The sequence below is a fragment of the Pseudomonas sp. 91RF genome, from assembly GCF_003576265.1.
Lineage (GTDB): Bacteria > Pseudomonadota > Gammaproteobacteria > Pseudomonadales > Pseudomonadaceae > Aquipseudomonas > Aquipseudomonas kribbensis.
This window is the reverse complement of record NZ_QWFC01000018.1, coordinates 23772-50455: the sequence shown is the minus strand read 5'-3', so window position 1 is coordinate 50455 and position 26684 is coordinate 23772. Positions and strand designations below refer to the sequence as shown.

Here is a 26684-nt window from a genome sequence, read left to right as displayed (position 1 = left end):
GCCGATCCCGATTGATGAACCCTCAAGCCCTCGCCGTTCTCCACGCCCACCTGCTTACCGCGCTGACTTCGGCCCCGGCCGAAACCCGGCGCCTGTTCCATGGTCGTGGACGCTGCTGGCCGGGGCTGGAGCAAGTCACCGTGGACTGGCTGCAAGGCGTGGTACTGGTGTCGCTGTTCAAGGAACCCGAGGCTTCGCAACTGGAAGGCCTCAAGCGTCTGCTGCTGGAGATCACTCATTCGGAGCAATGGCAGCAGTCCGGCGCCCACACCCTGTTGATCCAGCACCGTTACCTGCCGCAAAGCACCGCCGAATGGCTGTTGGGTGAAGAAATCGACGAGATGACCATCATCGAGGGCGGGCTGAAATACCGCGTGGATCTGGGTCGCAAGCAGAACGCCGGGCTATTCCTCGACATGCGCTATGGGCGCAACTGGGTGCGCGAACAAGCGGCCGGCAAGCGGGTGCTGAACCTGTTCGCCTACACCTGCGGCTTCTCGGTGGCGGCCATCGAGGGCGGCGCCAGCCATGTGGTCAACCTCGACATGTCCCGCGCGGCGCTGAGCCGGGGCCGCGACAACCATCGCCTGAACGGGCATGACCTGAGCAAGGTGAGTTTCCTCGGCCACGACCTGTTCAAGTCCTGGGGCAAGGTGATCAACAGCGGCCCCTATGATCTGGTGATCATCGACCCGCCGTCATTCCAGAAAGGCAGTTTCCTGCTGACCAAGGACTACCAGCGTGTGCTGCGCCGCCTGCCGGAACTGCTGACGGCACAGGGCACGGTGCTGGCGTGCATGAACGATCCTTCGTTCGGTCCGGATTTCCTGATCGATGGCGTGACCCAAGAGGCGCCGAGCCTGCGTTTCGAGCAGCGGCTGGAGAACCCGCCAGAGTTTCCGGATATCGATCCGGAAAGCGGTCTGAAGGCGCTGCTGTTCAAGCGGATCGGCTGATCCTGCTCAGCGCGGGCGCAGCACCAGCGCAAACAACTCGCCATGCCCGGTGACGTTGAGCTTGTGATAGAGGTTTCGTCGATGGACCTTCACAGTCTCCGGCGAAATGTTCAGTTGCTGGGCGATGGCCTTGCTGGAAAAGCCCTGGAGAATCAGGCGCGCCGTGTCGATTTCGCGTGCGGTCAGCCGAGCGTCGAAACGGTCCAGCAGCGCCGCCAGATCGCCGACCGGCGCCTCGACGGCCGCGCCTTGCGGCGGCATCAGCTGCACATGCCGACGCATTGCTGACAACACCCATTCCCGCACGCAGAGCAGCCGCCCCTGCTCCTGCAAACTGAACGCGGTCGAACGGCCCATCGACAAGCCCAGCACGCCTGCGTTGATGTTGACCATGAACTGCAGCTCATCCGCGCCGACCACCGAGCGGAAGTAGCTCAGGTAGTACTCGCTGTGCAGAAACTGGTCCGGCGCCACGGCCGCGAGGCTGTGCAAACCGTCGGCAATCCCGGCGACGACGGCCTGGTAGAACGGATCGAGCAGGTACATGCCGGCACAGTAACCGGCCAGTTCTTCCTGCTCGTCGGCCCGACCCTGGCTGTCGAAGTCGATCAGCAATTGCGGCGCCCGCCCCGCCTGCATCACCGCCACCAGCGCATTGTCCAGCGGCACCAGCAGCCGCAGCGTATCGACCAGCGCCCGCCAGAAGCCGTCCTGACCGACCGTGGCGAACACCCGCGACAGGCTCTGATGCACCGGCAATTCCTGCAGCAACGCGTCCACGCTCTACCCCTTTGGAGTAACCCATGATGGGAATGGGTCTGGCATGGCCTGCCCGATAGGCTGACCACTCCTGTTCATCACCGGCCTGTCACAGGCCAGGAGTGCCGCATCATGCGTTGTCATCGTGGGTATATCAACCTGGGCCTGGCGGGCGTCGTGTCCGTCGCACTGACCGCGCAAGCGGCCGAAGCGCCGAGCGTGCATGTCTACAACTGGTACGACTACATCGGCCCGAACACCCTGCATGATTTCAAGCGCGACAGCGGCATCGAACCTGTCTACGACACCTTCGACAGCGCCGAAGTGCTGGAAGGCAAACTGATGACCAGCCACAGCGGCTACGACGTGGTAGTGGCGAGCAACTTCAGTCTGCCGACCCTGATCAAGGCTGGCGCCCTTGCCCCGCTGCCCCGCAATCAACTGCCGGGCTGGAAGAATCTCGACAACGATCTGCTCGGCAAACTGGCCAACAACGACCCCGGCAACCAGTACGCCGTGCCGTATCTGTGGGGCACCAACGGCATCGGCTACAACGTCGATAAAGTACGCGCCGTGCTGGGCGACAAGGCGCCGGTGGACTCCTGGGATCTGGTGTTCAAGGAAGAGAACCTGGCCAAACTCGGCGAGTGCGGCGTGGCGATGCTCGATTCACCATCGGAAATGCTTCCGGTCGCGCTGCACTATCTCGGCCTGCCGCCCAACAGCACCAACGCCGAGGACTATCAGAAAGCCGAAGCGCTGCTGCTGAAACTGCGCCCGCACATCGCCTACTTCAACTCCTCGAAATTCATCAGCGACCTGTCCAACGGCAACATCTGCGTGGCGGTCGGCTGGTCCGGCGCGATGCTCGAAGCCAAGACCAACGCCGAGCAGGCCGGCAACGGTGTGAAGATCCAGTACAGCCTGCCGAAAGAAGGCGCGCCGGTGTGGTTCGACACGCTGGTGCTGCTCAAGGACGCGCCGCATCCGGCCCAGGGCCTGGCGTTCATCGACTACCTGCTGCGGCCCGAGGTGATTGCGCCGGTCAGCGATCGCCTCTCCTATCCCAATGGCAATCGCGCCGCCACCGCGCTGGTCGCCGAAGCCACCCGCGACAACCCGGCGGTGTATCCGTCTGCCACGGCGATGGCCACGCTGTTCACCCTCGAACCCCTGCCCAAAGCCACCGAACGGGTGCGCACGCGGGTCTGGAGCAAGGTCAAAAACGGCCAATAATCAAAAATGAACAGAGAAGAAAACTCCATGAAACCACGTACCCGCGATCTCCATATCCGCATCGGCCAACTGCAGCCCGGCCCGCTCAACGCCATCACCGACGTACCCGGTGTACGGGTTGGCCACAGCAATGTGCGCGGTCAAAGCGCCAGCGGACGTGATGTCCGCACCGGCGTCACGCTGATCGAACCCCGTGCTGGTTCGACCAATGCACAACCGTGTTTTGCCGGCGTTCACGTACTCAACGGCAACGGTGATGCGACGGGGCTGGAATGGATTCGCGAGGCCGGCCTGCTGACCAGTCCGATCGCCTTCACCAACACCCACAGCCTCGGCGTGGTGCGCGATGCATTGATCGAACTGGATCGCGCGCAGCAACCGGACGACGGGCGTCTCTACTGGAACATGCCGGTGGTGCTGGAAACCTTCGATGGTTTGCTCAACGACATCAACGGCTTTCACGTGAAGCCCGAACACGTGGCCGAGGCGATGAGCAATGCCGTTGACGGCCCGGTGCAGGAAGGCGCAGTGGGTGGTGGCAGCGGCATGATCTGCCATGAATTCAAGGGCGGGATCGGCACCGCATCGCGCCGCTTGAGCCAGGCTCAGGGCGGCTGGACGGTGGGCGCCATCGTTCAGGCCAACCACGGGATTCGCAGCGAATTGCGGGTCGACGGCTACCCGGTCGGGCGTTACATGGAACAGGTGGATTCGCCGTTCCTGCGCGCTTCGCTGCCGCATCCGGGCATGGGTTCGATCGTGGTGTGTCTGGCGACCGATGCGCCGTTATTGCCGCATCAATGCACGCGGCTGGCGCAACGGGCGAGCCTTGGTCTGGCACGTACCGGCGGTGGCAACGAAGACCACAGCGGTGACATTTTCATTGCCTTCGCCACCGGCAACGAACAGGTCCCGCCTGCCGCCTACGAGGGCAAAGGCTCGCCCACCTGCGACGGCTTGCGGATGGTCAACAACGACCACATCAGCGAGCTGTTTCTGGCGGCGACCGAGGCGGTTGAGGAAGCGATCATCAACGCCCTGCTTGCCAGCGGCAGCACCGAAGGCAACGGGCATTCGGTGCCGGGGCTGGATGCCGCCACCCTGCTCGCCGCTCTCGAAAAAGCCGGCTGGCCGGGCGCTCGCTGACACCGTAGCCCCGTTGTGGGAGCGAGCCTGCTCGCGATGGCGGTGTGTCATTCAACACATGCCTTGACTGGCAGATCGCAATCGCGAGCAAGCTCGCTCCCACAGGGGGTCAGCGGAACAACCCAAGTCCGAGTTCGCGCGCCGCCTGCAGTTGCACCGCAGGGTCGCGCAACTCGGACTCCAGCAACAACGCCGAGCCCGCCACCGTCGCCCCGCAGTAATCGAAAATCCCGTGATCGATCTGCGTCTTCATCGCCGCGCCGTAGCCGTGGCGTTCGTAGGTGCGCGCATCGGCCCCGCCGAGTGCAACCAGTTGCACGCGCAGGCGTCCGAGCTTCTTCAGGGTCGAATCGCCGTCGAAATCAAACGCCCAGCCATTGCTGAACACCCGGTCGATCCAGCCCTTGAGCAGCGCCGGCATCGACCACCAGAACACCGGATATACCAGGACCAGCGCATCGGCGCGGTCGATCCGCGTCTGCTCGGCCAGGACGTCTGCCGGCGGTGCAGACTCACGATGATGCACCGCCCAGTCGGCCACGCCGAAACGCGGATCGAATTCCTCGGCGTGCAAGTCAGCAATTTCGAAGGTGTTGGACGGATCGTTCTCCGACAGGCCTTTGGCGATGTTCTGCGCCAACGCATGCGTCAGTGAACGGGGGTCGTCATGAGCCACAACAATCAATGCGTGCATGGGGAAATCTCCGGTTGGTGATTGCTGACCAAGGGCTTATCCTTTCGATAAGCTACATTTAGTAAGTTACCTTCAGTAAGTTACGTTTGGTATATAAGCAATGTCAACCACTGAAATCCCCGAATCCGTTCAACCCCGCCGACGCCTGTCCCGGGAAGACCGTCAGCGCCAGTTGCTCGACATGGCCTGGCAATTGATTCGCGAAGAAGGCACCGATGCCCTGACGCTGGGTTATCTGGCGGAAAAGGCCGGTGTGACCAAACCGGTGGTGTATGACCACTTCATCACCCGCGCCGGTTTGCTGGCAGCGCTGTATCAGGATTTCGACAGGCGCCAGACCGCACTGATGGATGCCGCGCTGGACAATTGCGAGGCGACGTTGAGCGGCACTGCCTCGGTGATTGCCACGTCGTATGTCGACTGTGTGCTGACTCAGGGCAATGAGATTCCGGGGGTGATTGCCGCCCTGGCGAGCACGCCGGAACTGGAGAAGATCAAGCGCGAGTACGAGGCGATCTTCCTCGAGAAATGCCGCCGTGTGCTGTCGCCGTTCGCTGACGGTGGCGACATTACCCAAGCAGGACTGCGCGCCATGCTCGGTGCCGCCGAGGCCTTGTCTCAAGCAGCGGCCACCGACGAAATCAGCGCGGCGCAAGCCCGCGACGAGTTGTTTGCAACCATCACCGCAATGGTCGAAAGGGCCGCCGCCAGCGCCGCAAAGCAAGTGACTGACGGTACTTGAGACCGTCCGGGCACCTTCCTAGGATGGAGATACGCAGCCGCTTGGCTCGCCAAACCGCTGCGTAGGTGCGGGTGCCCTGAACCCCAATCAAGCCCGCACCTTGTTTCACGCGCATCTTGAGCCTCACGGGCTCTACTTCCTCCCCATCAAAGAGTCTTGAGGCTCTTTTTTTGTCCCTGAAAATCAGCGTTCCGGTTCGCGGCGGATCGAACGCCATGCGGCTTGCGCCAGCAACTCGCGATAAGCCTTCGGACTGCCCTGCACTCTTCCCGACAACCATGCACGGCAATAGCTGTCGGCCTGGCCGACGATCAGCGACGGCAGCAGTTCGGCCGGGCATTCATTGAGTTCAGTGGCGCGCCCGGATTCGCTTAGCCAGGTGCGCAGGCCCTGGTTGCGCGTCCTGTTGCGGTCGGCGAGTTCATCCTTGTGCGGACCGCGGGTCACGGCATAACGCGCGTGATACTGGAACCGCGCCCATTCCGGCTGGTTTTCGACCCAGTCCACATAGCTGTAGACCAGCGCCTGCACGCCCTCTTCAGTGGTCGTCGCCTCGGCCAGATAGGCGTCGCGCAAGCGCCCCTGATCTTCCAGCGCAGTGAAAAACAACGCGGCCACCAGCCCCTCCTTGTTGCCGAAATGGTGGTAGATCGCACCAACACTGGTGTCGCACTCGGCGCGGATCATTTCGATGGTGGTGGCCTCGATCCCCTGTTCGTTGAACAGGTGCAGGGCCTTGCGAAAGATGTCGCGCTTGAGTTCGGCCCGGCGTCCGGGGTAGCTGCGCTCGAGTAGATCTGAGGTGTCCATGGGGTTGAAAGCCTTGTAAATCCGGTTGAAAGGCACGCCGGTGCCGGTAATCGAAACGCGCCTAGGTTGACAGATTTCCCACGAACAGAATACCGTTCCGTTACAGAACAATATTCTGTAACGGAATATCATTCTGTAAATTACCCTAATCGCGAGGCTTCACCATGAGTCAGTTTCTCAGCATGTTCACCAGCGCCGGCCCCCAAGCGTTCAGCCAGATGGCCTGCCAGGTCGCGCCTTATTTCAGCAGCATCCATCCGTTGGTCAGCGAGCTGCGTGCAGGCTCGGCAACGGTGCAGGTGCCGTTCCGCCGCGAGATCACCAACCACCTCGGCACCGTGCACGCCATCGCCATGTGCAACGCCGCCGAACTCGCGGCGGGGATGATGACCGATGTGTCGATTCCCGCGGGTGCACGCTGGATTCCCAAAGGCATGACCGTCGAGTATCTGGCCAAGGCCAAATCCGATGTCACTGCCGTGGCCAATGGCGAAGGGCTGGACTGGCAGACCGAAGGCGACAAGATCGTGCCGGTGGACATCCACGACGCCGAGGGCAAGAAGGTGTTCACGGCACGGATCACCATGAACGTGAAGCTGTCCTGAAATCACGGGCACAAAAAAGCCCTTGTTGCGGTCATCGCAACAAGGGCTTTTTGCCGTTGGCCGGATCAGTGCACGGTCAGGCGCTGGCGGACAAATTCTTCGGTGTGGCGGGTGACTTGATCCAGATGCCGGTCACGCTGCTTTTCGGCATCGACCATCGCCCGTTTGCCGTGCTTTTGCAGCAGGTAGGTGTGAATCTGCTGCACTTCCAGCGAACGGTAGATCGGCGTGGTGTCGATAAACCCGCGCAAACCGTTGCTGCGGTAATGCCGGGTGCTCATCAGCACCTGAGTCTCCAGCTGGCCCAGCACTTCAAAGCCCAGCGCCTCGAAATACGGGACTTTACCCATGCTGCACGTCAGTTCGGCATGGGGGTAACGCGCAACCATGTCAGCAATCAGCGCACGGGCCACGCCCTGGCGGCGATGCGGCTGAGCGACCGCCAGATAGGCCACATTGCACGCTTCCCAGTCGCCTTGCACCGGCAAGTACAACAGGAAGCCGATCACCTGTTCCGGATCATCGTCGTCGGTGGCCACCAGCAGCTCCACTTCAGTGCCCTTCTCGCCGTTCAGCGCCTCCAGATATAAATGCACCTCGTAGCCGACCGCGTATTGATAGACGTTGTACAGCAGGTTGCTCGGGCCGAGACCGATGGCGCTGATGTCGGTCAGGTAGTCGACCACCATTTGCAGGATCTGGCTGTTGACGCCTTCGGGGCACGGGGATTTGTAGTGGGTGATGCGGGGCATGGCGGGTGAACTCCGGCGGTAAACACAGATTGCCACCGGGCTGACCGTGGCAAACGCCGACATCATACCGCGCCCGGGCGCGGACACTGGCTAAAGTTGCCCGCACCGCCGCCGATGCAGCCTTTCTCTATTCCGAAATCACGAAGGATCGTCCGATGTACTACCCGCGCGAAGCCCAAAGGGATCATCTCTACAACCGTATCGTGATGTTGACTGTCGCATGCTGTGTAGTGTTGCTGCTGGCCGGCATGGCCCGCCATCAGGGCATTCGTTATGGTCTGTTGCAGTTCAATGCCATGGAAGTCAGCGGCACCGTCACGCAACTGGAAGAGATCCGGATGAACCGGAACGGCAAGATCCTTCACTACCGCTACACCGACGATCAGGGGCAGATCCACGAAGATCAGTTCGTCGACGAGCGTTACGCCGAGCACACGCAATATGAAGTGGGCGGGCCGATCCCTCTGCTGGTTTCACGCTGGCTGCCGGAGAAGAACGCCATTGCCGCCGAACTGCACAGCTACCGCCCGGGCTTCTACATCATGACCGGCGGCCTTTTGCTCGGGGTGCTGTTCCTGCTGATCTCGGGCAGGACGCTCTGGCAGATCCAGGCCATGAAAGAAGAAGATCGTTTCTACTGATTCATCCTCTTTTCCGGCGCCGTTCCTGACAAAAATTTCATCCGGCCGGCGTCGGATCTTTCGCCGATTTGGCGTCCAATTCTTCAACTGCGTTCACTTTCCCGACGCAGGCCCTGAGGAGTTGTCATGAACGTTCTGCGTTCCCTGTTGAAATGGCGAAAAGCCCTGCTGCTGGTGCCCGTGACGCTGGCCGCGCTGGCCAGTTCCCCCGTATTTGCCCAACCCGAAATGATCATCCGCGAAGCACCGCCACCAATGCGCATGGAACCGATGCCCGGTCCACGGGCAGGTTACGCCTGGGATCGCGGCCACTGGCGCTGGGAAGGTCGTGGTTATGTCTGGATGCCCGGTCACTGGCAACCGGTGCGTCACCATGGCGCACGCTGGGAACCTGGCCACTGGCAGGCGCGCGGGCCGAACTGGTACTGGATTGAAGGCCATTGGGTGCGTTGATCGCGCAACCGTCTGCCAACGTTACCCACCAGGAACATCACCATGTCGAAAACCCTGAAAACCTTGATCACCGCCACACTGGTGGCAATCACCCTGTCGGGTTGTGTCGTCGAACCGGCGCGCCCGCACCGTCCACCACCGATCGTCGAAGTGGTTCCGGCGATGCCTGCGCCGGGCTATCACTGGGTCGCCGGGCATTACCGCTGGGCCGGCAACCAGTGGCGCTGGGTGCCGGGGCATTGGCGGGCGTATTGAGCCCGGTCACTGGGCCGGTGCAACGACCTTGAACTTGATCGCGATGTCGTTCGAAACCACGGTGTCGGCCCACTCGCCGGCACCGAGGCCGAAGGCATCGCGCTTGAGTACCAGTTCACCGTCGAAGATGCCGATGCTGTTGTCCGGTTTCAGATGCACCGGCACCTGTACTTCATGGGTGATGCCTTTGAGGGTGAGCCGGCCGGCCACCAGGTAATGGTTTTCATCGACCCGGCTGAAACCGGTCGACTCGAACACTGCCGTCGGAAATTTTTGCGTGTCGAACCACGCCGGTTTCACCAGCTCCGTGTTGGCGTCTTCGCTGCCGGCGTCGATGCTCGTGAGGTCGATGTGCAACGTGGTGCGGGCGTTGCTCAGATTGGCAGTGTCGAAGTCCAGCGTCGCGTCGAACTTGCCGAACGTGCCGTACATCCGCGAGCCCATCTGGTTGTAGGTGAAGCTGATCTGGCTGGCGGCGGTATTGACCCGGGTGTACTCCACCGCCTGCGCCGTCGGCATGAGGATCAGGCAACACACGGCAGCCAACAACAATCGAATCGACATGGGATGCTCCGGCGCCTCGGTAGGCCTCGATTGACTTAAGCAAACAACCGCCGCTTACGCCACTCCGTCTGGCATGTGCGCCTTCAGGTATCCGATCAACGCCGTCACCTTGGGCGATGGCAGATGCTCGCGAGCCGTGACCGCGTTGAGATCCTGCGGCGGGCCGATCCACTCCGGCAACACCCGGATCAGGCGTCCGGCCTGCACATCCGCTTGCATGCTCTGGTCCATCGCCAGGCTCAGTCCCTCGCCGGCGAGCAACGCGTCGTGCATCAGCGCCGGGTCGTTGGCCAGGATGGAGGGTTCCACACGATAGTCTCTCAGGCGCCCCCCTTCCCGACGCAATGGCCAGACATAACCGACATCACGCCGGGCCTGATGCAGCGTCAACGTCTGATGGTGAAGCAATTCTTCCGGGGCTTGCGGCGTACCGTGGCGGGCGAGGTATTGCGGGGCCGCGTAAATGCCCGTGGCAAAACTGGCCAGCCGACGGGCGATCAGACTCGAGTCCGGCAAAGCCCCAAGCCGCAGTGCGACGTCGATCTCCTCGCCCACCAGATCCATCGGCACATGGGAGGCCAGAATCTCCAGACGAATCTCCGGATACGCCTGACGAAACCCCGCCAACAGCGGTGCAAACCAACTCACCCCGAATGAAAACGGCACCGTCACCCGCAACCAGCCACGGGGCCCGTCACGCAATTGATGCACCGCCCGTTCGGCGTGTTCGAGTGTGTCGGCGATGGATTTGCACTGCTCGTAATACACCGCCCCGGCCTCGGTCAGGCTCAACTGGCGGGTGGTGCGGCGCAGCAGTTGCACACCGATGGCCTGCTCCAGCTCACGCACCCGGCGGCTGACCGTGGTTTTCGGTATCTGCAAGGCTTGGGCGGCGGCGGTGAAGCTGCCTAGGCGCACCACGCAGACAAAAACCAGTGTGTCGTTCAAGTCACGGATCATTTCGGGCCTGCCTGAAAGCAATCAACTGTGCCACCCATGGCACATTGCATGCCGCGATTATGGGCTAATCAGCTGAGGCCCTGCGACCTAATATCGACGCTCCCTCTCGGAGTGCTATCCATGAACCTCAACGAATACGCCGAACATGACGGCATCGGCCTCGCGCAACTGGTTGCCTCAGGCGAAGTCCACGCCAAAGAGCTGGCCGCTCTGGCCATCGAAGCGATACGGCAGGTCAACCCATCGATCAACGCCGTCATCGAGCACTGGACACCGACCGCGACCACGGGCAGCGGCCCCTTGGCCGGGGTGCCATTTCTGATCAAGGACCTGGCGATCACCGCAGCCGGGCGGCGCAATGAACTGGGCAGCCGACTCGCCCAAGGCCTGGTCGCGGAAATCGATTCCACGCTGATGCAGCGCTTCAACGCCGCCGGGCTCATCACCCTGGGCCGAACTACCACGCCGGAAATGGCGTTCAGCACCGAAACCGACTCCCTCCTGCAAGGCCCGACCCGCAATCCTTGGAACCCGCAACTTTCCGCCGGCGGCTCAAGCGGTGGTGCCGGGGCTGCCGTCGCGGCGGGTATCGTGCCGATCGCTCATGCCACCGACGCGGCAGGATCGATCCGCGTTCCGGCCGCTTTCAACGGGCTGGTGGGCCTCAAGCCGACGCGCGGTCGCAGCTCCCACGGGCCATTGATGGACGAAGTGTTCGCCGGGCTCGGCGTGCAATTGGGCCTGTCGCGGACGGTGCGCGACAGCGCGGCGCTGATGGATGTGGTGCAAGGCTGTGCGCCGGGAGATCCTTATTACACGGCGGCACCGGCGGAAGGTTTTCTCGCTCAGGTCGGCCGCGATCCGGGACGCTTGCGTATCGGTTTGCTCGATACACCGTGGAACGGGGCCAGTGTCGATGCCGAGATCAGTGATGCCACCGCCCGTGTTGCCCGAGAGCTTGAATCCCTAGGCCATCAGGTTGAAACCGTCCGGGCGCCGCTCGGTCTGTCGTGGGACGCGTTCGTCGAGGCCAACGCGCATATCTGGTGTGCCAGCCTGGTGCGCTGGATCGACCCTCTCGCCGCCGCTACCCGGCGGCCAGTCGATCGCAACACCCTGGAGCCGGCCACCCTCGCCTGTTACGCCTTCGGCCAGCAATCACGCGGCACGGATTTCGCCGCCGCGCTGGAAGCGCGCAACAGCGTCGCCCGGCAAGTGGCCGCGTGGTTCGAGTCCATCGACATCCTGCTGTCCCCGACCCTGCCGCAACTGCCGCAAGCCATCGGCACCTACAATCGCGGCGCCGAGACCCTGGACGGCCTGCAATGGACGGCTCGAGTGTTCGAGCACTCACCGTTCACGCCAGTGTTCAACGTCGCCGGGACACCTGCCATTTCACTGCCGCTGGGGATGTCCCGCGACGGCTTTCCGATCGGCGTGCAACTGGCCGCTCGCTTCGGTGCGGAAGACAGGCTGCTGCGCCTGGCTTCACAACTTGAGCAAGCGTTGCCCTGGCGACATCTGCGCCCACGGATCCGGGTCGGCCACGCAGGCTGACATCACTCAGGCAACCGGTTCGCTACCGGGTGCCTGTGCCATGCCCGATCGCCCACCGGCCCGCAGCTTGTGACGCAGCTTCAGGGCCGGTTTTTCAATGACGTGGTAGGACACGATGCTCATGACAAATGACAGCGCCATCACCGCCTCGACATACCAGCCAATCCAGGCCAGCGGCCAGAGGGCACGCAGCAGGTACATCGCCACGAAATGATTGAGAAACACGCCATAACTGATGTTGCCGAAGAACTCGTCAAGCGGATGCTGTCGCAGCCTCGTCAACAGGTACACGGCCGGAATGCCCAAGGCGACGCCCAGTGTGACTTCGGCATTGAAGGGCCGACGCTCGATCCAGCCGGCCATGATTGCGACAAACAGCAATGCCGCAGCCACGAACGTGCCCATCGCGATCAGCCGGCCCTTGCCCTGCGCGCCGTACAGATAGCTGCCGCAGAGGAACATGAACAACACGCCCGGCAGCAGCCGGTAACCGTAGACATCCGTGTTGATGTAGCCCAGGCACGCGACCATGAACACGGCCACGGACAGAGCAAACGCCACGCCCCGCAGCTTGAAGATCAGCAGAAACGGAATCGCCAGATAGAAACACAGCTCCAGCCCCAGCGACCACGCAGGCGGCATGAGCTGGGTGCCGGCCAGACCGAACATGTAGAAATCCAGTGGCACGATCGCCAGATTCGCGACGATATGCTTGAACGTCAGTTCGGCAGCCTGAGGTGTGCCGGGCAGCAAGAAATAGATCACCGCGCAGGACAGGCACAGATAAAACAGGAATTGCGGATAGAGTCTCAAGGCCCGATCCAGATAGAACGACCCGACTTTATCCAGCGCCTTGTAGTTACGCTCGATGAGCGAGGTCATCACGAAACCGCTGATGATCAGAAACGAGATCACCGCGACCACACCCGGGTTCAGCCCCGCAAAATTGATCCCCATATGGGACAAAGCCACCAGCACCGCCAGCAACAATCGATAGACGCCCACGAACACCCTCACCTGTCCTTGTAGTTATGGGCGGCTAAGCTACGACGCTTTGCGACGGGACAACAGCTATTTTTCGCCGGGCGAAAGGATTCGGTTCAGTGGCTCTGCACCGGGCATGAAAAAGGGCCGCTCCCTGAGGAACGGTCCTTCTGGCTGCTGGCGACAAGTACTACACCAACCGCTCGATTTTCTGATGCTGCCAGACCAGTTTGTAATACAGCGTCTGCAGTACCAGCATCCCCAGATACGCCACCGGAAACGCCATCCACACGCCCTGCAAACCAAACTGCCCGTCGAGCCAGTACGCCGCCGGCAACTGCACACCCACCACGCAAATGATCGCGATGGCCACTGGCACCAACACGGTGCCGCTGGCGCGCATGATGCCGCCGATGATCGCCTGGAAGCCGAAGATCAGCAGGCTCCACAGCATGATGTGCAGCAGATGTTCGGCCATGGCCCGGGTCGAGTCTTCGGTGAGGAACAGCCCCAGCAGCCAGTGCGACAACAGGTAACCGAGCACGATCAGGCCACCGGTCAGGCACACGTTGATCCACAACCCGGTGCGCAGGATCGGCCCCATCCGCTCCAGCCGCCCGGCGCCAATCGCCTGGGCACCGAGGATCGACGCAGTGATTGCAATCGACAGCGCCGGAAACTGCACGTAGTTGACGATCTGTGTCACCGCGCCATAGGCCGCCGTTGCCTGTGAGCCGTGCTGGTTGACCAGTGCCAGGATCACCAGCTCCGACAGCGACAACACAATCATCTGCACCCCGGTCGGCAGACCGATGCGCAACACCTTGCCGAGAATCTCGCCATCCAGGCGCAACGACGCAAAGAACTCCCGATCCGGCGCCAGCGGATGGCCTTTGCGGATCAGGCTCCACGCCAGCCACGCCATTGCCGCCAGCGTACCGGCCAGACCGGCGAACGCCGCGCTCTGTATGCCCAGTTGCGGCAAGCCGAACCAGCCGCGAATGAACGCCGGGGTCAGCGCCAGACCGACAACGGTCGACAGCAGCAGCGCGAGCATCGGCGACAGCGTGTCGCTCACCCCGCGCAACAGCTGAGTGAACAGCACGTACACCAGCACAAACGGCAAGGTCCACATCATCACCCGGGCGTAGGAAACCGCGTCATCCAGCACATCCGCCGGCGTGCCCAACCCCTGCAACGCCTGACGCGCAAACACACTGCCAAACACCGCCGCGACCAGCCCGATCAACACCCCCAGCAACAGCGTCGCCCCGGCAATCGCCTTCACCATATGCGACTCACGCGCGCCCCACGCCTGACCGATCAACACCCCTGCCCCGGCCCCCAGACCGATGACCAGCGCGATGAAGAAAAAGATGATCGGAAACATCCCCGACACCGCCGCCAGTGCCTGAGTGCCGAGCATCTGGCCGATGTAGATGCTGTTGACCGTGCCCGACATGGATTGCAGGAAGTTCGACAGCACCATGGGGGCGAGGAACAGCAGGTAGGTTTTCCAGAGGGGGTTTTGCGCGGGGGTTTGCATTGAGAGTCCGTCTCGGGAGGAGGCAATGTGGGAGAGTCTAAGGTATGCACAGCCGTTCAGGTCGTACCCCTTTGCATTAAAACTTCGTAATCTCCACCCCCTGTCCAAAATGGAAGTGAACCGATCCCATGTCCCGCGTCTCGACCCTGCTGACCTCTACCCTTTTTGCCGTTCTGGCGACGACAGCCAACGCAGCTCCGACACCAGCGCCTGAAGCGCTGCAAAGCCTGCTGAGTACCCTGAACGAACGTCTGAACATCGGCGACCTCGTCGCCCTGACCAAATGGGACAGCGGCAAGCCGATCCAGGACAGTCCCCGCGAAGCCCAGGTCATCGCCAATGCCAGGAGGCTAGCCGCCGAACGCAAACTCGATCCGGAAGACGTGGCGCAATTGATCGCCGCGCAAATGGAAGCCAACAAGCTGGTGCAATACGGTTTGCTCGCGAAGTGGCAGGCGGCCGGCGCTGCACCGGACACGCCGCGTCCGGATCTGGGCAAACAGATTCGTCCGCGCCTGGATGAGCTGCAAACCCGGCTGTTGCAGCAATACGCCGACTTCACGCCCTATCGCCACGACCCGGACTGCACGGCGTGGCTGGCCAAGGCACGCAGCGGTCTGGCTCAGGATGCGTTGCATGAACTGGCCCTGATCCGCGCCACCGGCGAACTCTGTATTCGGGCAACAGCCCCGTAAATCGGGGCTCAAGCATCCATCGCTGGCGTCGATAGTCACCATCACGTCAATGAAGTTCTCATAAAAAATCCCGGGCGTAACATCTGCTCCATACCAACCAAACAACACCCCGGAGCACACGATCATGAAACGCCAAATCCTTCTCGGCATCGCTTTCTCGGTTCTCGCAGTCAACGCTTTTGCAGCAAAACCCGCTCACACCATGATCGCCGAAGGCGGTTCGGATCGATTGATCGAACAGCGTGTTGCCGAAGGCGGTTCGGATCGTTTGCTGGAACGCCGTGTTGCTGAAGGTGGCTCGGATCGTCTGCTGGAACGCCGCGTTGCCGAAGGTGGTTCGGATCGTCTGCTGGAACGCCGTGTTGCTGAAGGTGGCTCGGATCGTCTGCTGGAACGCCGCGTTGCCGAAGGTGGCTCGGATCGTCTGCAAGAACGCCGCGTTGCCGAAGGTGGCTCGGATCGCCTGCAAGAACGCCGTGTTGCTGAAGGCGGTTCGGATCGTCTGATCGAACGCCGCGTCGCATGACCTGAAAACGCTTTCGCAAGACAAAGAAAAGCCCGGCCTGATCAGCCGGGCTTTTTCACATCCAGTCGTCGCTTACTGAACGGTTTTCAGCTTGACCACGTCACCGGAGACCTTGGTGGTGTAGCCGCTCAGAACCCATGCCCAGAACCAGTTTTCCTGGACCTGGGTGTTGATCATGGCATCGCCGCCCTTGGCTTTGATCGCCTCATCCTGAGCGCGGACGAAACGGCTGTTCTGCCGGATCGGGATCACGCCGAACAGCATCAGGCCGGTGGCGGTCGCTTCGCTGTGGCCAATCACGGTGTACTGGTTGCTGTCGTAGTGTTTGCTGTTCATCGGGGTGCCGGTGCAACCTGCCAGAACCACACCGAACAGTGCGGCGGCGACTACTTTGCTGAGGTATTTCACTGCAAGACTCCATGGGTAAACGCCCGGGATCCATCTCTCGGGCGGCGCACACTTTACTGGAGGCAATGGCACATTGGTATCAATCTGGGAATGTTTCATGAAGCGCTGCCAGCAGCGCTTCACGAGTCTCTTCAGGTATTGGTCTTCAATTTGGTCCACAACCGCGTCGTCAACCGGGCAATCGCCGCCGGCAACTCTTCCACGGTGAACAGCTTGTCCATCACCTCTTTCGGCGGGTAGATCGCCTGATCCTGCTCCACCGCCGGCGTCAGGAACTCATTCGCCGCCGCGTTGGGGTTGGCGTAGTGAATGCTGTTGCTGATGTTGGCGATCACTTTCGGCTCAAGCAGGTAGTTCATATAGGCGTAGCCGTTCTTCTCGTGGGGCGCGTTCCTGGGCATGACCACCATGTCGAACCACAGCGTCGTGCCTTCGTCCGGGATCGAATAGGCGATGTCGATACCGTTTTTCGCTTCCTTGGCACTGGCGGCCGCCTGGACGACATCGCCGTTGAAGCCGATCACCGCACAGACGTTGCCGTTGGCCAGATCGCTGATGTACTTCGACGCATGGAAGTACTGCACGTAAGGGCGAATCTTGAACAAGGCCGCTTCGGCTTTTTGGTAATCCGCCGGTTCATGGCTGTGTGGCGGCAGGCCCAGGTAGTTGAGGGTGATCGGCAATACCTGGGTCGGGTTGTCGATGATCGCTACGCCGCACTGGCTCAACTTCTTGATGTTGTCCTCTTCGAAAAACATCTTCCACGAACGGGTAACGTCGGTGTTGCCGAAGATTGCCTTGATCTTCTCGACGTTGTAGCCGATGCCGGCGGTGCCCCACATGTACGGATAACCGTATTGATTGCCCGGATCGTTGACTTCGAGTTTCTTCATCAACTGCGGGTCGAGGTTCTTCCAGTTCGGCAGTTGCGACTTGTCGAGTTTCTGGATCGCGCCGGCCTTGATCAGCCGCGACAGAAAGTGGTTCGACGGACTGACCACGTCGTAACCGGTATTGCCGGTCATCAACTTGGATTCCAGCACTTCGTTGCTGTCATGGATATCGTAAGTAGCCTTGATGCCGGTGGCTTGGGTGAAGTTGGCCAGGGTGTCATCGGCAATGTAGCCGTTCCAGTTGGAAATGTTGACCGCTTCGTCGGCCAGGGCGCCGGTCGATGCCGTTGCGAGCAGGACCGCCAGGGAAAGTGTGTGGGCGCGCATGTTCTGTCACCTGAATTGAATGGCTTTTGTTCTTGTGGGATGTGCGGAATTTCAGATTTCTGTTCTGGCCCTGACCGCCTCCACGCGCATGCGAAGCATGGCACCGATATCGAAGAAAGGTCGCGGCGGCAGCCAGCCGGGTTCCGCCCGTTGCATCACCGATTGCAGCAAGGGCGAGTCGACGCCCGATGCCAACTCCGCCAACAGTCGTCCCCACAGGGTTCCACGCGCCACGCCCGAACCGTTGCAACCGGCGACGGCGAAAACGCCCTCTTCCACCCGGTCGAAATAGGCCTGACCGCTGCGGCTCGCACTCAGGTGACCGGTCCAGGTGTAGCGAATGTCTTGCTCGCCGAGGAACGGAAAACGTCGTTGCAGACCGCGCACATGATGTTGCCGACGCAAAACCAGTTCGCTGTTGGACAGGTCCCGCGTGCGGTATTCGGCGGTGTTGCGGATCATCACCCGGCGATCCGGGGTCAACCGCACGGTCGCGCCCAACGGCCGGGTCGAGAGCACGCCCCACGGCTCGACCGAACCGATGGCCGCGAATTCCTGATCCGTGAGCGGGCGCGTCAGGCTCGCGCTCAACTCCATCGGGAACGTGGCGCTGTCGCGGATGCCGACGCGGGGTATGAAGGCGTTGAGGCACACCAGCACCTGCTTCGCCTCGATACTGCCTTCGGCGCCTTGGGCGCGTAGACGCCCCGAACCAACACGCTCAAGACCCGAAATATCGGTGTTTTCAAACACCGTGACATTCTCCGGGAGCGCATCGAGCAAGCCCTTCACATACTTGGCTGGTTGCAGCAGCGCATTGCCGTTGCCGCACCAGATCGCAGCCTGATAGTGGCGAGTGCCGAGCTTCTGGCTCAGCGCCTCGCCTTGCAGAAATTCAGCGCGGGCACCCAGGGTGCGCAGCGTGGCCAGTTTCGCGTTGACCTGATTGAGCTTGGCCGGATCGTTGACGGCAAAGAAATAACCACTGTCACGAAAGTCGCAATCAATGGTGTGTCGATCGATGCACTGGCGGACTTCAGCGCTGGCGGCGCGGGAAATCGCCGTGTCGACTTCAAACCCGGCAAAGCCTGCGGCGCCGATCAGTTCGCTATCGGCCGGGTGTTCATGGGCGACAACGAATCCCGAGTTGCGCGCAGACGCACCCTGCGCCGCCGATTGCCGATCCACCACGACAATGCGCGCCTGGGGATGCAGTTGCGCGAGGTTATGCGCGGCGCTGAGCCCAGTGATGCCGGCCCCGATCACCAGCCAGTCGGCTTTTTGCGCTCCGCTCAGGCGAGCGCGTGCCGGGGCGTTTCCGGCCTGCGCGATCCAGCCACAGATATTTTCCATGCATCACCTCGTAAGACTGTCGTTCGGCGGCTTGCCTTCTTCAGATACCCATGCGTGAATCGCATGCCCGTGTTGTGAAGATTGCCGCCAGAACTAGAATCTATAGAGTCTTCAAACGCCTCACCAACGCTAAGAAATCATCGAGCCATTCTGAAAACGCATGGATAAAATTCGCCACGTTCCATCGCTGCAAGCCATGCAGGCACTGGTCGAAGTCGCCCGATGCGGCAGCTTCACTCAGGCTGCGCAGACGTTGTGCCTGACCCAAAGCGCCGTCAGCCGGCAGATCCAGCAACTGGAAAGTCACTTCAACGTGGCGCTGTTCGTGCGCACCAGCCGCAACCTGCACCTGACGCCGGAAGGCGAGCAGGTTCTGGCCAGTGCCCGGAGCATTTTCGAGCAACTGAAAACCCTCGAAGAACGCCTCACGCCGCAGAAGCGCCCGTTCCGCATTCGCCTGCATGTGTCGCTGGCAGTGCGCTGGTTGCTGCCCAGACTCAGCGACTTTTATCTGCGTCATCCCGAGGTTTCGCTGGCCATCGAAACCGTCGCCACCGAAGTCGTCGAGCCCACCAGCGACAGTGACGCCTACATCCTTTACTTGCCGACGGCCTCGAGTGATCCGGATTGCCTGACGTTATTTAAGGAAACCCTGGTGCCGGTGTGCGCCCCAGGTTTGGTGGACGCCCCCCGGTCAGTCGAAGAACTGCAGCGTTTTGCCTTGCTGCATCGCTCGGCGGATCGCCAGGCATGGATCGAATGGCTGGCCGCAAACGACGGCAAACCGCTGGAGGATTACCGGCACATTCCGTTCAATCTCGATGAACTGGCACTGGACGCGGCGGCGCGGGGATTGGGTGTGGCGGTGACGGACATGACGCTCGCGGCAGAATCCATCGAGCGTGGGGTGTTGGTGGTGCCGTTCGGGGAGCCGCTGAAAACCGGGGGGATTTATTCGCTGTGCCCGCAGCCGTCGGCGGGTTCGCATCCGGCGTGCGGGGTGGTGATGAAGTGGTTTGCCAGTCAGGTCGAGCGGGAAGATTGAACGCAGGAACTGCCTTGCGCAGTTCCCGCACCGATGTTCATTGAGCGGGAAATGACTGGAGATACGCCAACAGATTGTCGATTTTCTCCTCGTCACTCAGCCCCCAGAAGATCATCCGCGTCCCCGGCACCACACCCTTCGGATCTTTCAGATACGCCGTCAGCGTTTCACGATTCCAGGTAATGCCAGAGTTCTTCATCGCATCGGAGTAGACGTAGTTCGCCGACGTCCCCGCCGGGCGGCCGATGATGCCGTTGAGTTGCGGGCCGAATCCGGGGCGGGCGGACTCGCCGACCTGATGGCAGCCTCCGCACAGGCGCGGAAAGATTTTGCCGCCGGCCTCGGCGTCGCCGGCCGCCAGCGCGGGTGTGCTGAACAGACCTGCGTTGAGGATCAGGGCGAGGGTCAGTAACGCGGTGTTTTTCATCGGGAGCATCCAGATCTTCGGCGGCGCCAAGGGTAATCCTGCGGGGAGCGTTGCGCTACAGGTAAGCCGCGATCACCTGCCGGACTTTGAGCAAGGCTTGACGCAGGACAAGCCTGTCCACCGAGCCCAGCGCCAGCCGGATCGCATGGGGCACATGGGCGGATACGGTGAACGGCTCGGCGTTGGTGACCGAGATCTGCGCCTTCATCAGCTCGATCACCACCTGATCGGACCTCGCGTCTTCCGGTAGCGGCAGCCAGAGGAAATACGAAGATGGATGACCAACCATCGGCAAGCCTTTGAGGATTTCAGCGGCCAGCGTCTGACGGGCCCGGGCGTCATCGCGCTTTTGCGCCTCCAGCAATGTAACGGTGCCGTCGTCGAGCCAGCCGCAGGCCATCGCGGTCATCACCCCCGGCGTGTTCCAGGTGGTGGCGCGGATGATGCGTTCCAGTGCCGGGACGATTTTCAGCGGCGCGGCGACGAAGCCGACGCGCAGGCCCGTGGCGATGTTTTTCGAAAGCCCCGAGACGTACACCGTGCACTCCGGCGCCAGATCCGCCAGCGGTGGCGGCGGGTTATCGACCAGAAAGGCGTAGGCAGCGTCTTCGATGATCGTCAGATCATGCTGTCGGGCAATCGCCACCAGTTGTTCACGCTGCGCCAGCGGCATCACCCAGCCCAGCGGATTGTGCAAAGTCGGCATGCTGTAGACGGCGCGCACCGGGCGGTTGCGGCAGAGCCTGTCGAGCGCCTCCAGATCCGGGCCGTTTGCGGTCACGGGAATCGCCACCACTTCCAGATGCAGTGCTTCGGCCAATACCTTGAAGCCCGAATAAGTCAGCGCATCGGCCGCGATTACATCGCCGGGGTTGAGCTGTGCCATCAGCGTCACCGCCAACCCTTGCTGGGCGCCGTTGACGATCAACACCTGCTCGGCGTCGACGTTCAAGCCTCGCGCCTGCAAATGCCGGGCAACCGAGGCCCTTTCATGCTGGCGCCCGGCGTGGGGTTGATAACGCAGCAGCGCTTCAAGGTCGCCGGACAGCGCCAATTGCCGTAAAGCGGTGCGCAGCAGATCGGCCTGTCCCGGCAGCGACGGATAGTTGAAGTTGAGGTCGATCATGCCGACGGCAATGTCTTTCTGATCGATCCCCTGCCCCGGCAACAACGAGGTTTCCCGGACAAACGTGCCGCGCCCGGTTTCGCCGCTGACCAGCCCCATTGCCTCAAGCTCCGCATACACCCGCGACGCTGTGACCAGCGCCAGCCCTTCGCTCGCCGCCAGTTGCCGATGGGTCGGCAAACGCGTGCCGGGCAACAGGCGACCGCTGCGAATGTCGGCGGCGTAGGTATCAACAAGGGTCTTGTAACGGGAGCGCGGCATGTCGGGATGTATCCATGACAATTTTTTGATTGTGCTGATTCTCAACCCTAGGATGAGCCACAAGCAACCCCACTCTTGAGCCTGACCCGACATGGAACGAACCACGAATCTGCCCGCACCGGCCCTGGAAAAAACCAGCGGCTGGATCAACGGTTTCATCGGCGTCGTGATTTTCAGCGGCTCGCTGCCGGCCACGCGGCTGGCGGTGCTGGAATTCGACCCGGTGTTTCTCACCGTCATCCGCGCCACCATCGCCGGGGTCTTGGCGTTGTGCCTGTTGTGGCTGTTTCGTGAACGACGCCCGGCGCGGGATCAGTGGTTCTCGTTGTTGATCGTGGCACTGGGCGTGGTCGTGGGTTTCCCGTTGTTGACCGCCCTCGCGCTGCAATATGTGACGTCGGCGCATTCCATTGTGTTTGTAGGATTGCTGCCACTGGCGACGGCGATTTTCGGCGTGCTGCGCGGCGGTGAACGGCCGCGCCCGGTGTTCTGGATCTTTTCGGTTTTGGGCAGTTCGCTGGTGGTCGGCTTTGCGGTATCACAAGGCCTGACCGCCTCACCCACTGGTGATCTGTTGATGCTGGCGGCGATCCTCGCCTGCGGTCTCGGTTATGCCGAAGGCGCCAAACTGTCGCGCACCCTCGGTGGCTGGCAGGTGATCTGCTGGGCGCTGATGTTGTCGTTGCCGGCGATGGCCGTGCTCAGCGTATGGCTGGCGCCCACTTCGTTCAGCGGCATCAGCGTGTCGGCATGGGTCTGCCTGGCTTACGTTTCGCTGTTCAGCATGCTGATCGGTTTTGTGTTCTGGTATCGCGGCCTGGCGCAGGGCGGGATTGCGGCGGTCGGGCAGTTGCAGTTGTTGCAGCCGTTTTTTGGTCTGGCGCTGGCGGCGACGTTGCTGCATGAACACGTCAGCGTCGGCATGCTGGTGGTCGAGTTGGGCGTGATTTTGTGCGTGGCCGGGGCGAAGAAATTCGCCCGATGATCAGCTCGTTCCCGCTTTCCACTCCCGTGGACTGAGCCCGGTCTTGCGCCGAAACGCCCGGGCCAGCGCCGAAGGACTTTCATAGCCGACTTCTTCGGCGATCAAGGCAATCGGCCGCCCCTCGCGCAGACGTTTCTGCGCGAGGCTGACGCGCCAGCTCACCAGATAATCCACCGGCGTCTGCCCCACCACTCGCCGGAAATGCTCGGCAAAACCGGCACGGGACAAATGCACGGTCGCAGCCAGTTCGGCGACGCTCCAGGCCTTGGCCGGTTGGTCATGCATCAGGCTCAATGCACGGGAAATCTTCGGGTCGGCCAACCCCGCCATCATGCCCGGCTGCTGGTTGCGACTGCTGATCAGATGCCGCAGCAGCAGAATCACCAACAATTCGAACAGCCGATCCATCACCGCTTCACGCCCGCAATGACCATCGAATGCCTCCTTGAACAGCCATTCCAGAATGCTGGCCATTTCCGGAAGGTCGGCGAGTTTCAGCACCAGATAATCCGGCAGCGCCGCCGCCAGCGCATTGCCCGCGCCGCCATCGAAGGTCAGCGAGGCGCACACCAGTTGCGTGTTCATGGCCTCGTCGGCGAACAGTCGGTGAGCAAACGGTCGGGGAAAGAAAATCAGGGTCGGTTCGCTGAGCGTGAGTTCTGGGTCATTCCCCGGTTTGAGCAGCACTTGCCCGGCCTGTAACAGATGCACATGACCGCAGACCTGATCGCCACCGTAGGCACTGATGCCGCAGAAAGTACCGCTGTGGAAGGTGCCGGCATTCACGCCGAAGTGGCTGAGCAACGTGGACAAGCGATCCATGGACGAATCCTCGACGACAGGTTTGGACGATCTGTCGCATATCCTCGACGATTTGCACCCAAGACACCAGCCTCGCTCAATAACATGACCTCCATCCCCGGCGCACTTCGCACCGGACTTTCGGAGAATCACCATGAGCCGCATTGCCCCGATCACCCTTGAAAACGCCACCGAAGCCACCCGCCCGACCCTGGAAGGCGTGCAGAAAAAAATCGGTTTCCTGCCCAACCTGTTCAAGACCCTGGCGGTTGCCCCCGCTGCACTGGATGCCTACGTGCAAGTCTCCGCCACACTGGGCAAAACGTCCCTGAGCGCCAAGGAAAAAGAAGCGGTGTACCTCGCCACGTCTCAGGTCAATGGCTGTGATTACTGCCTGGCGGCGCACACTTTGTTTGCCGGCAAGGCGGGGCTCGCCACGGAAGAAATCATCGAGGCCCGTCATGGCCGGCTGAATGCCTTCGCCACCCTCGCCCATCAACTGACGGAAACCCGTGGACATCTGAGCGATGAACAGATCGCCGCCGCCCGCGCTTCCGGCATCGACGACAAGAAGATCATCGAAGTGATCGCCATCGTCGCCGTGCAGACCCTGACCAACTACCTCAACAACACCGCACTGACCGACATCGACTTCCCGGCAATCGATGCCTGATTTAACAGAAAACCTGTGGGAGCCAGCCTGCTGGCGATAGCGGTGTGTCAATCAAAGCCTCTTTGAGCGACCTGACGCCATCGCCAGCAGGCTGGCTCCCACAATTGTTCAGTCGTGGTCGACCCCGGCGCGCTTCAGCAGTTTCTTGCAGCGCTCGGACAGGTGAAACACCTGCAACTGCTTGCCGGCCTTGGCGTAGCGTTCACGCAGGGTTTTCAGCGCGGCGATGGCCGAGTAGTCGACAAAGCTCAGGTGCCGGCAGTCCAAGGTTACCCGCTGAGGATCGTTGGCCGGGTCGAACTGATTGAGAAACGGCGTGGTCGAGGCGAAGAACAGCGTGCCGTGCAGGCGATAGAGTTTGCTGCCGTCGGCTTCCAGATGTTCGTCGGCGTACAGTTCACGTGCCTGCTGCCAGGCAAAATTCAGCGCGGCGATGATGATCCCGCACAGCACCGCCGTGGCCAGATCGGTGAACACTGTGATGGTGGTGACCGCGATGATCACCAGCACATCGTTGAGCGGTACTTTGTTCAGCACCCGCAACGAGGCCCATGCAAAGGTCTGCTGCGACACCACGAACATCACCCCCACCAGCGCCGCCAGCGGAATCCGCTCGATCAGCGGCGACAGAAACAGAATGAACAACAGAATCAGCACGCCCGCCACCACGCCGGACAACCGCCCGCGTCCGCCGGAACTGAGGTTGATCACGGTCTGGCCGATCATCGCGCAACCGCCCATGCCGCCGAACGCACCGGAGACCATATTCGCCGCGCCCAGCGCTACGCATTCGCGATCCGGGTAGCCACGGGTTTCGGTGATTTCGTCGGTGAGGTTGAGGGTCAGCAGGGTTTCCAGCAGGCCGACCAGCGCCATCAGAATCGCGTAAGGCGCGATGATGCGCAGGGTTTCGAGGTTGTACGGGATGTCCGGCAACGCGAACGTCGGCAGACCGCCGGCGATGTGGGCCATGTCGCCAAGGGTACGGGTCGGCAGGCCGAGCAGATAGACCAGCGCCCCGACGCCGAGGATCGCCACCAGTGCCGGCGGAACGGCGCGGGTCAGACGCGGCAGGATGTAGACGATGGCCATCGTCAACAACACCAGCCCGGCCATCAGGTACAACGGCGTGCCGCTGAGCCACTGCTCGCCGCTCTTGAAATGTTCCAGTTGCGCCAGCGCAATGATGATCGCCAGACCGTTGACGAACCCGAGCATCACCGGGTGCGGCACCATGCGCACCAGTTTGCCCAAGCGCAACAGCCCGAACGCCATCATGATCAGGCCACCGAGCAACACCGTCGCCAGCAGGTACTGCACACCGTGCTGCACCACCAGCGCGACGATCACCACCGCCATCGAACCGGCCGCACCGGACACCATGCCCGGCCGGCCGCCGAACAACGCGGTCAATGTGCAAATGATGAAGGCGCCGTACAGGCCCATCAGCGGATTGAGATGAGCCACCAGCGCAAACGCAATGCATTCGGGCAACAGGGCAAACGAGGTGGTGAGTCCGGCCAGGACATCGGCGCGCAGACGAATCGGTTTCATGGCTTACCTGACAGCGCGGCCGCGACTGGCGGCCGCTGTATTCGCGGGAAAAAGAGGGTTGCGGATGTTACGCAATTGACCGGGCACGGGCCAGCGGTCGCTGACAGAGACGTCCCGGCGCTTTATGCTTGCGCGCTTCGTTGATCGACGGGTTTGAACATGTCACCGCTATCCACCCGCGAAGTCTGCCAGCGCCTGCGCGATGCGGCATTGGGCGTTTGCGCATTACGGTGTATTGCACAGGAATCCGGGACCGACCAGATGTCGGTCGAGATCGACGGCTGGCACCTGTCGCTCGACTTCGACGGCCAACGCCTGCACCACTGCCTGCAATGCCGGTGCCCGGAAGGTCGCGTATGGACACTCGACACCACTCAACGTTTCGGCACCGACCCGGTCAGCCTGCTCAGCACCTGGGAACTGACGCAGATCGAACGATTGCTGGCCCGGGCCGACTGACCGGATCAGCCCTGTCGCAGGTCCAGGTTGTAGGTGTAATACCCTGTGTCACGCACCCAGCCAAGGGATTCGTACAACCCTTGTGCCGTGAAATTGTCGGTGGCGGTTTCCAGCACCAGCCCCTTGGCGCCGGTTTCCACGGCGAAGTCGCGGGCGGTGTTCATCAACAACCGTCCGACGCCACGACCTCGGGCGGCCGGCGTGGTGAACAGGTCGCTGAGCAGCCAGGTGCGGTGGGCGTCTATCGATGAAAACGTCGGGTACAACTGCACGAATCCCAGCGCTTCGCCGTTTTCCTCTTCAACCAGAAAAATTGCCGATTCATTGCCGGCCAGGCGCTCGGCGATGAAGGCCCGCGATTGCGCCAGGTTCGATGGCTGACCATAAAAGCCGCGATAGCCGTCGAACAGTGAGGCCACCGCATCCAGATGTTCCGCACTGGCGCGTATTGCCTGAAGACTCATATCCCCTCCCCGATCCCGTCAAATGAT

General features: G+C 61.7%; 31 protein-coding genes. 15 read left to right on the top strand and 16 right to left on the bottom strand.

Translation table 11 applies throughout. The annotated features are described in order from the left end of the window. Window positions 1-14: 14 nt before the first annotated feature. Window positions 15-956: a class I SAM-dependent methyltransferase gene (locus tag DXT77_RS06670; RefSeq protein ID WP_119427082.1), complete on the top strand. Its 942-nt coding sequence runs from the start codon at window positions 15-17 to the stop codon at window positions 954-956. Window positions 957-962: 6 nt separating this feature from the next. On the opposite strand, the gene DXT77_RS06665 is transcribed toward DXT77_RS06670, so the two are convergent. Then, entirely contained in the window at window positions 963-1736 is a 774-nt protein-coding gene (locus DXT77_RS06665; RefSeq protein WP_119427081.1) for a helix-turn-helix transcriptional regulator, read from the bottom strand. A 111-nt stretch (window positions 1737-1847) separates the two neighbouring features. On the opposite strand from DXT77_RS06665, the gene DXT77_RS06660 reads away from it, so the two are divergent. After that, complete coding sequence (locus DXT77_RS06660; RefSeq protein WP_119427080.1) at window positions 1848-2951, top strand: extracellular solute-binding protein; 1104 nt, start codon at window positions 1848-1850, stop codon at window positions 2949-2951. 27 nt (window positions 2952-2978) lie between these two features. Continuing rightward, a complete protein-coding gene (locus DXT77_RS06655) occupies window positions 2979-4097 on the top strand; it encodes a P1 family peptidase (RefSeq protein WP_119427079.1) in 1119 nt (372 codons plus the stop codon). A gap of 109 nt (window positions 4098-4206) precedes the next feature. Here the strand turns inward: DXT77_RS06655 and DXT77_RS06645 are convergent, their stop codons facing one another. Then, window positions 4207-4791, bottom strand: a complete 585-nt coding sequence (locus DXT77_RS06645; RefSeq protein ID WP_119427078.1) for an NAD(P)H-dependent oxidoreductase — start codon at window positions 4789-4791, stop codon at window positions 4207-4209. A gap of 100 nt (window positions 4792-4891) precedes the next feature. On the opposite strand from DXT77_RS06645, the gene DXT77_RS06640 reads away from it, so the two are divergent. Further along, window positions 4892-5533 carry a TetR/AcrR family transcriptional regulator gene (locus DXT77_RS06640; protein ID WP_119427077.1) on the top strand — a complete coding sequence of 214 codons (642 nt, stop codon included), beginning with the start codon at window positions 4892-4894 and terminating at the stop codon, window positions 5531-5533. Window positions 5534-5716: 183 nt separating this feature from the next. Here DXT77_RS06640 and DXT77_RS06635 read toward each other — a convergent pair whose 3' ends face one another. Then, complete coding sequence (locus tag DXT77_RS06635; RefSeq protein WP_119427076.1) at window positions 5717-6343, bottom strand: TetR/AcrR family transcriptional regulator; 627 nt, start codon at window positions 6341-6343, stop codon at window positions 5717-5719. 164 nt (window positions 6344-6507) lie between these two features. Here DXT77_RS06635 and DXT77_RS06630 point away from each other — a divergent pair, with 164 nt between their 5' ends. Continuing rightward, window positions 6508-6948, top strand: a complete 441-nt coding sequence (locus tag DXT77_RS06630; RefSeq protein ID WP_119427075.1) for a hotdog fold domain-containing protein — start codon at window positions 6508-6510, stop codon at window positions 6946-6948. A gap of 65 nt (window positions 6949-7013) precedes the next feature. Here DXT77_RS06630 and DXT77_RS06625 read toward each other — a convergent pair whose 3' ends face one another. Next, window positions 7014-7700: a GNAT family N-acetyltransferase gene (locus DXT77_RS06625; RefSeq protein ID WP_119427074.1), complete on the bottom strand. Its 687-nt coding sequence runs from the start codon at window positions 7698-7700 to the stop codon at window positions 7014-7016. 155 nt (window positions 7701-7855) lie between these two features. Between DXT77_RS06625 and DXT77_RS06620 the strand changes: the two genes are divergently transcribed. The 3 genes from DXT77_RS06620 (at window position 7856) to DXT77_RS06610 (ending at window position 9049) form a co-directional block, all read left to right on the top strand. Further along, window positions 7856-8341, top strand: a complete 486-nt coding sequence (locus tag DXT77_RS06620) for a DUF3592 domain-containing protein (protein WP_119427073.1) — start codon at window positions 7856-7858, stop codon at window positions 8339-8341. 126 nt (window positions 8342-8467) lie between these two features. Continuing rightward, window positions 8468-8794 carry a YXWGXW repeat-containing protein gene (locus DXT77_RS06615; RefSeq protein WP_119427072.1) on the top strand — a complete coding sequence of 109 codons (327 nt, stop codon included), beginning with the start codon at window positions 8468-8470 and terminating at the stop codon, window positions 8792-8794. A gap of 42 nt (window positions 8795-8836) precedes the next feature. Beyond that, the gene (locus DXT77_RS06610; RefSeq protein WP_119427071.1) at window positions 8837-9049 is read left to right on the top strand and encodes a YXWGXW repeat-containing protein; all 213 of its coding nucleotides are present in this window, start codon (window positions 8837-8839) and stop codon (window positions 9047-9049) included. Window positions 9050-9055: 6 nt separating this feature from the next. Here DXT77_RS06610 and DXT77_RS06605 read toward each other — a convergent pair whose 3' ends face one another. Together DXT77_RS06605 and DXT77_RS06600 are read right to left on the bottom strand one after the other, a co-directional pair. Then, entirely contained in the window at window positions 9056-9613 is a 558-nt protein-coding gene (locus DXT77_RS06605; protein ID WP_085711574.1) for a YceI family protein, read from the bottom strand. A 54-nt stretch (window positions 9614-9667) separates the two neighbouring features. Beyond that, a complete protein-coding gene (locus DXT77_RS06600) occupies window positions 9668-10573 on the bottom strand; it encodes a LysR family transcriptional regulator (RefSeq protein WP_119427070.1) in 906 nt (301 codons plus the stop codon). 120 nt (window positions 10574-10693) lie between these two features. On the opposite strand from DXT77_RS06600, the gene DXT77_RS06595 reads away from it, so the two are divergent. Next, window positions 10694-12130, top strand: coding sequence for an amidase (locus DXT77_RS06595; RefSeq protein ID WP_119427069.1), 1437 nt, complete (start codon window positions 10694-10696; stop codon window positions 12128-12130). A gap of 6 nt (window positions 12131-12136) precedes the next feature. Here the strand turns inward: DXT77_RS06595 and DXT77_RS06590 are convergent, their stop codons facing one another. Both DXT77_RS06590 and DXT77_RS06585 read right to left on the bottom strand, forming a co-directional pair. Beyond that, window positions 12137-13135, bottom strand: coding sequence for an acyltransferase (locus tag DXT77_RS06590; RefSeq protein WP_119427131.1), 999 nt, complete (start codon window positions 13133-13135; stop codon window positions 12137-12139). Between the two features lie 169 nt (window positions 13136-13304). Further along, a complete protein-coding gene (locus tag DXT77_RS06585) occupies window positions 13305-14660 on the bottom strand; it encodes an MATE family efflux transporter (protein ID WP_119427068.1) in 1356 nt (451 codons plus the stop codon). 128 nt (window positions 14661-14788) lie between these two features. On the opposite strand from DXT77_RS06585, the gene DXT77_RS06580 reads away from it, so the two are divergent. Then, on the top strand, window positions 14789-15355 hold the full coding sequence (locus DXT77_RS06580; protein ID WP_119427067.1) for a chorismate mutase: 567 nt from the start codon (window positions 14789-14791) through the stop codon (window positions 15353-15355). Window positions 15356-15479: 124 nt separating this feature from the next. After that, entirely contained in the window at window positions 15480-15881 is a 402-nt protein-coding gene (locus tag DXT77_RS06575; RefSeq protein WP_119427066.1) for a hypothetical protein, read from the top strand. 72 nt (window positions 15882-15953) lie between these two features. Here DXT77_RS06575 and DXT77_RS06570 read toward each other — a convergent pair whose 3' ends face one another. The 3 genes from DXT77_RS06570 to DXT77_RS06560 all read right to left on the bottom strand — a co-directional run bounded on the left by DXT77_RS06570 (window position 15954) and on the right by DXT77_RS06560 (window position 18862). After that, a complete protein-coding gene (locus DXT77_RS06570) occupies window positions 15954-16289 on the bottom strand; it encodes a hypothetical protein (protein ID WP_119427065.1) in 336 nt (111 codons plus the stop codon). Between the two features lie 131 nt (window positions 16290-16420). Beyond that, on the bottom strand, window positions 16421-17509 hold the full coding sequence (locus DXT77_RS06565) for a polyamine ABC transporter substrate-binding protein (RefSeq protein WP_119427064.1): 1089 nt from the start codon (window positions 17507-17509) through the stop codon (window positions 16421-16423). 51 nt (window positions 17510-17560) lie between these two features. Further along, a complete protein-coding gene (locus DXT77_RS06560) occupies window positions 17561-18862 on the bottom strand; it encodes an FAD-binding oxidoreductase (protein ID WP_119427063.1) in 1302 nt (433 codons plus the stop codon). Between the two features lie 160 nt (window positions 18863-19022). Here DXT77_RS06560 and DXT77_RS06555 point away from each other — a divergent pair, with 160 nt between their 5' ends. Then, window positions 19023-19907 (top strand): LysR substrate-binding domain-containing protein, encoded by an 885-nt coding sequence (locus tag DXT77_RS06555; RefSeq protein WP_119427062.1) that lies wholly within the window; start codon window positions 19023-19025, stop codon window positions 19905-19907. 37 nt (window positions 19908-19944) lie between these two features. Here the strand turns inward: DXT77_RS06555 and DXT77_RS06550 are convergent, their stop codons facing one another. Continuing rightward, window positions 19945-20334 (bottom strand): cytochrome c family protein, encoded by a 390-nt coding sequence (locus DXT77_RS06550; protein ID WP_119427130.1) that lies wholly within the window; start codon window positions 20332-20334, stop codon window positions 19945-19947. 55 nt (window positions 20335-20389) lie between these two features. Then, the gene (locus DXT77_RS06545) at window positions 20390-21721 is read right to left on the bottom strand and encodes a PLP-dependent aminotransferase family protein (protein ID WP_119427061.1); all 1332 of its coding nucleotides are present in this window, start codon (window positions 21719-21721) and stop codon (window positions 20390-20392) included. Window positions 21722-21812: 91 nt separating this feature from the next. Here DXT77_RS06545 and DXT77_RS06540 point away from each other — a divergent pair, with 91 nt between their 5' ends. Next, a complete protein-coding gene (locus DXT77_RS06540) occupies window positions 21813-22706 on the top strand; it encodes a DMT family transporter (protein ID WP_119427060.1) in 894 nt (297 codons plus the stop codon). On the opposite strand, the gene DXT77_RS06535 is transcribed toward DXT77_RS06540, so the two are convergent. After that, a complete protein-coding gene (locus DXT77_RS06535) occupies window positions 22707-23528 on the bottom strand; it encodes an AraC family transcriptional regulator (RefSeq protein ID WP_119427059.1) in 822 nt (273 codons plus the stop codon). Between the two features lie 133 nt (window positions 23529-23661). On the opposite strand from DXT77_RS06535, the gene DXT77_RS06530 reads away from it, so the two are divergent. After that, a complete protein-coding gene (locus DXT77_RS06530) occupies window positions 23662-24180 on the top strand; it encodes a carboxymuconolactone decarboxylase family protein (protein WP_119427058.1) in 519 nt (172 codons plus the stop codon). A 108-nt stretch (window positions 24181-24288) separates the two neighbouring features. Here DXT77_RS06530 and DXT77_RS06525 read toward each other — a convergent pair whose 3' ends face one another. After that, window positions 24289-25734: a SulP family inorganic anion transporter gene (locus DXT77_RS06525; protein WP_119427057.1), complete on the bottom strand. Its 1446-nt coding sequence runs from the start codon at window positions 25732-25734 to the stop codon at window positions 24289-24291. A gap of 159 nt (window positions 25735-25893) precedes the next feature. Here DXT77_RS06525 and DXT77_RS06520 point away from each other — a divergent pair, with 159 nt between their 5' ends. After that, window positions 25894-26193, top strand: a complete 300-nt coding sequence (locus DXT77_RS06520) for a hypothetical protein (RefSeq protein WP_119427056.1) — start codon at window positions 25894-25896, stop codon at window positions 26191-26193. 5 nt (window positions 26194-26198) lie between these two features. Here the strand turns inward: DXT77_RS06520 and DXT77_RS06515 are convergent, their stop codons facing one another. After that, a complete protein-coding gene (locus DXT77_RS06515) occupies window positions 26199-26657 on the bottom strand; it encodes a GNAT family N-acetyltransferase (RefSeq protein WP_119427055.1) in 459 nt (152 codons plus the stop codon). Between the last annotated feature and the right edge of the window lie 27 nt (window positions 26658-26684).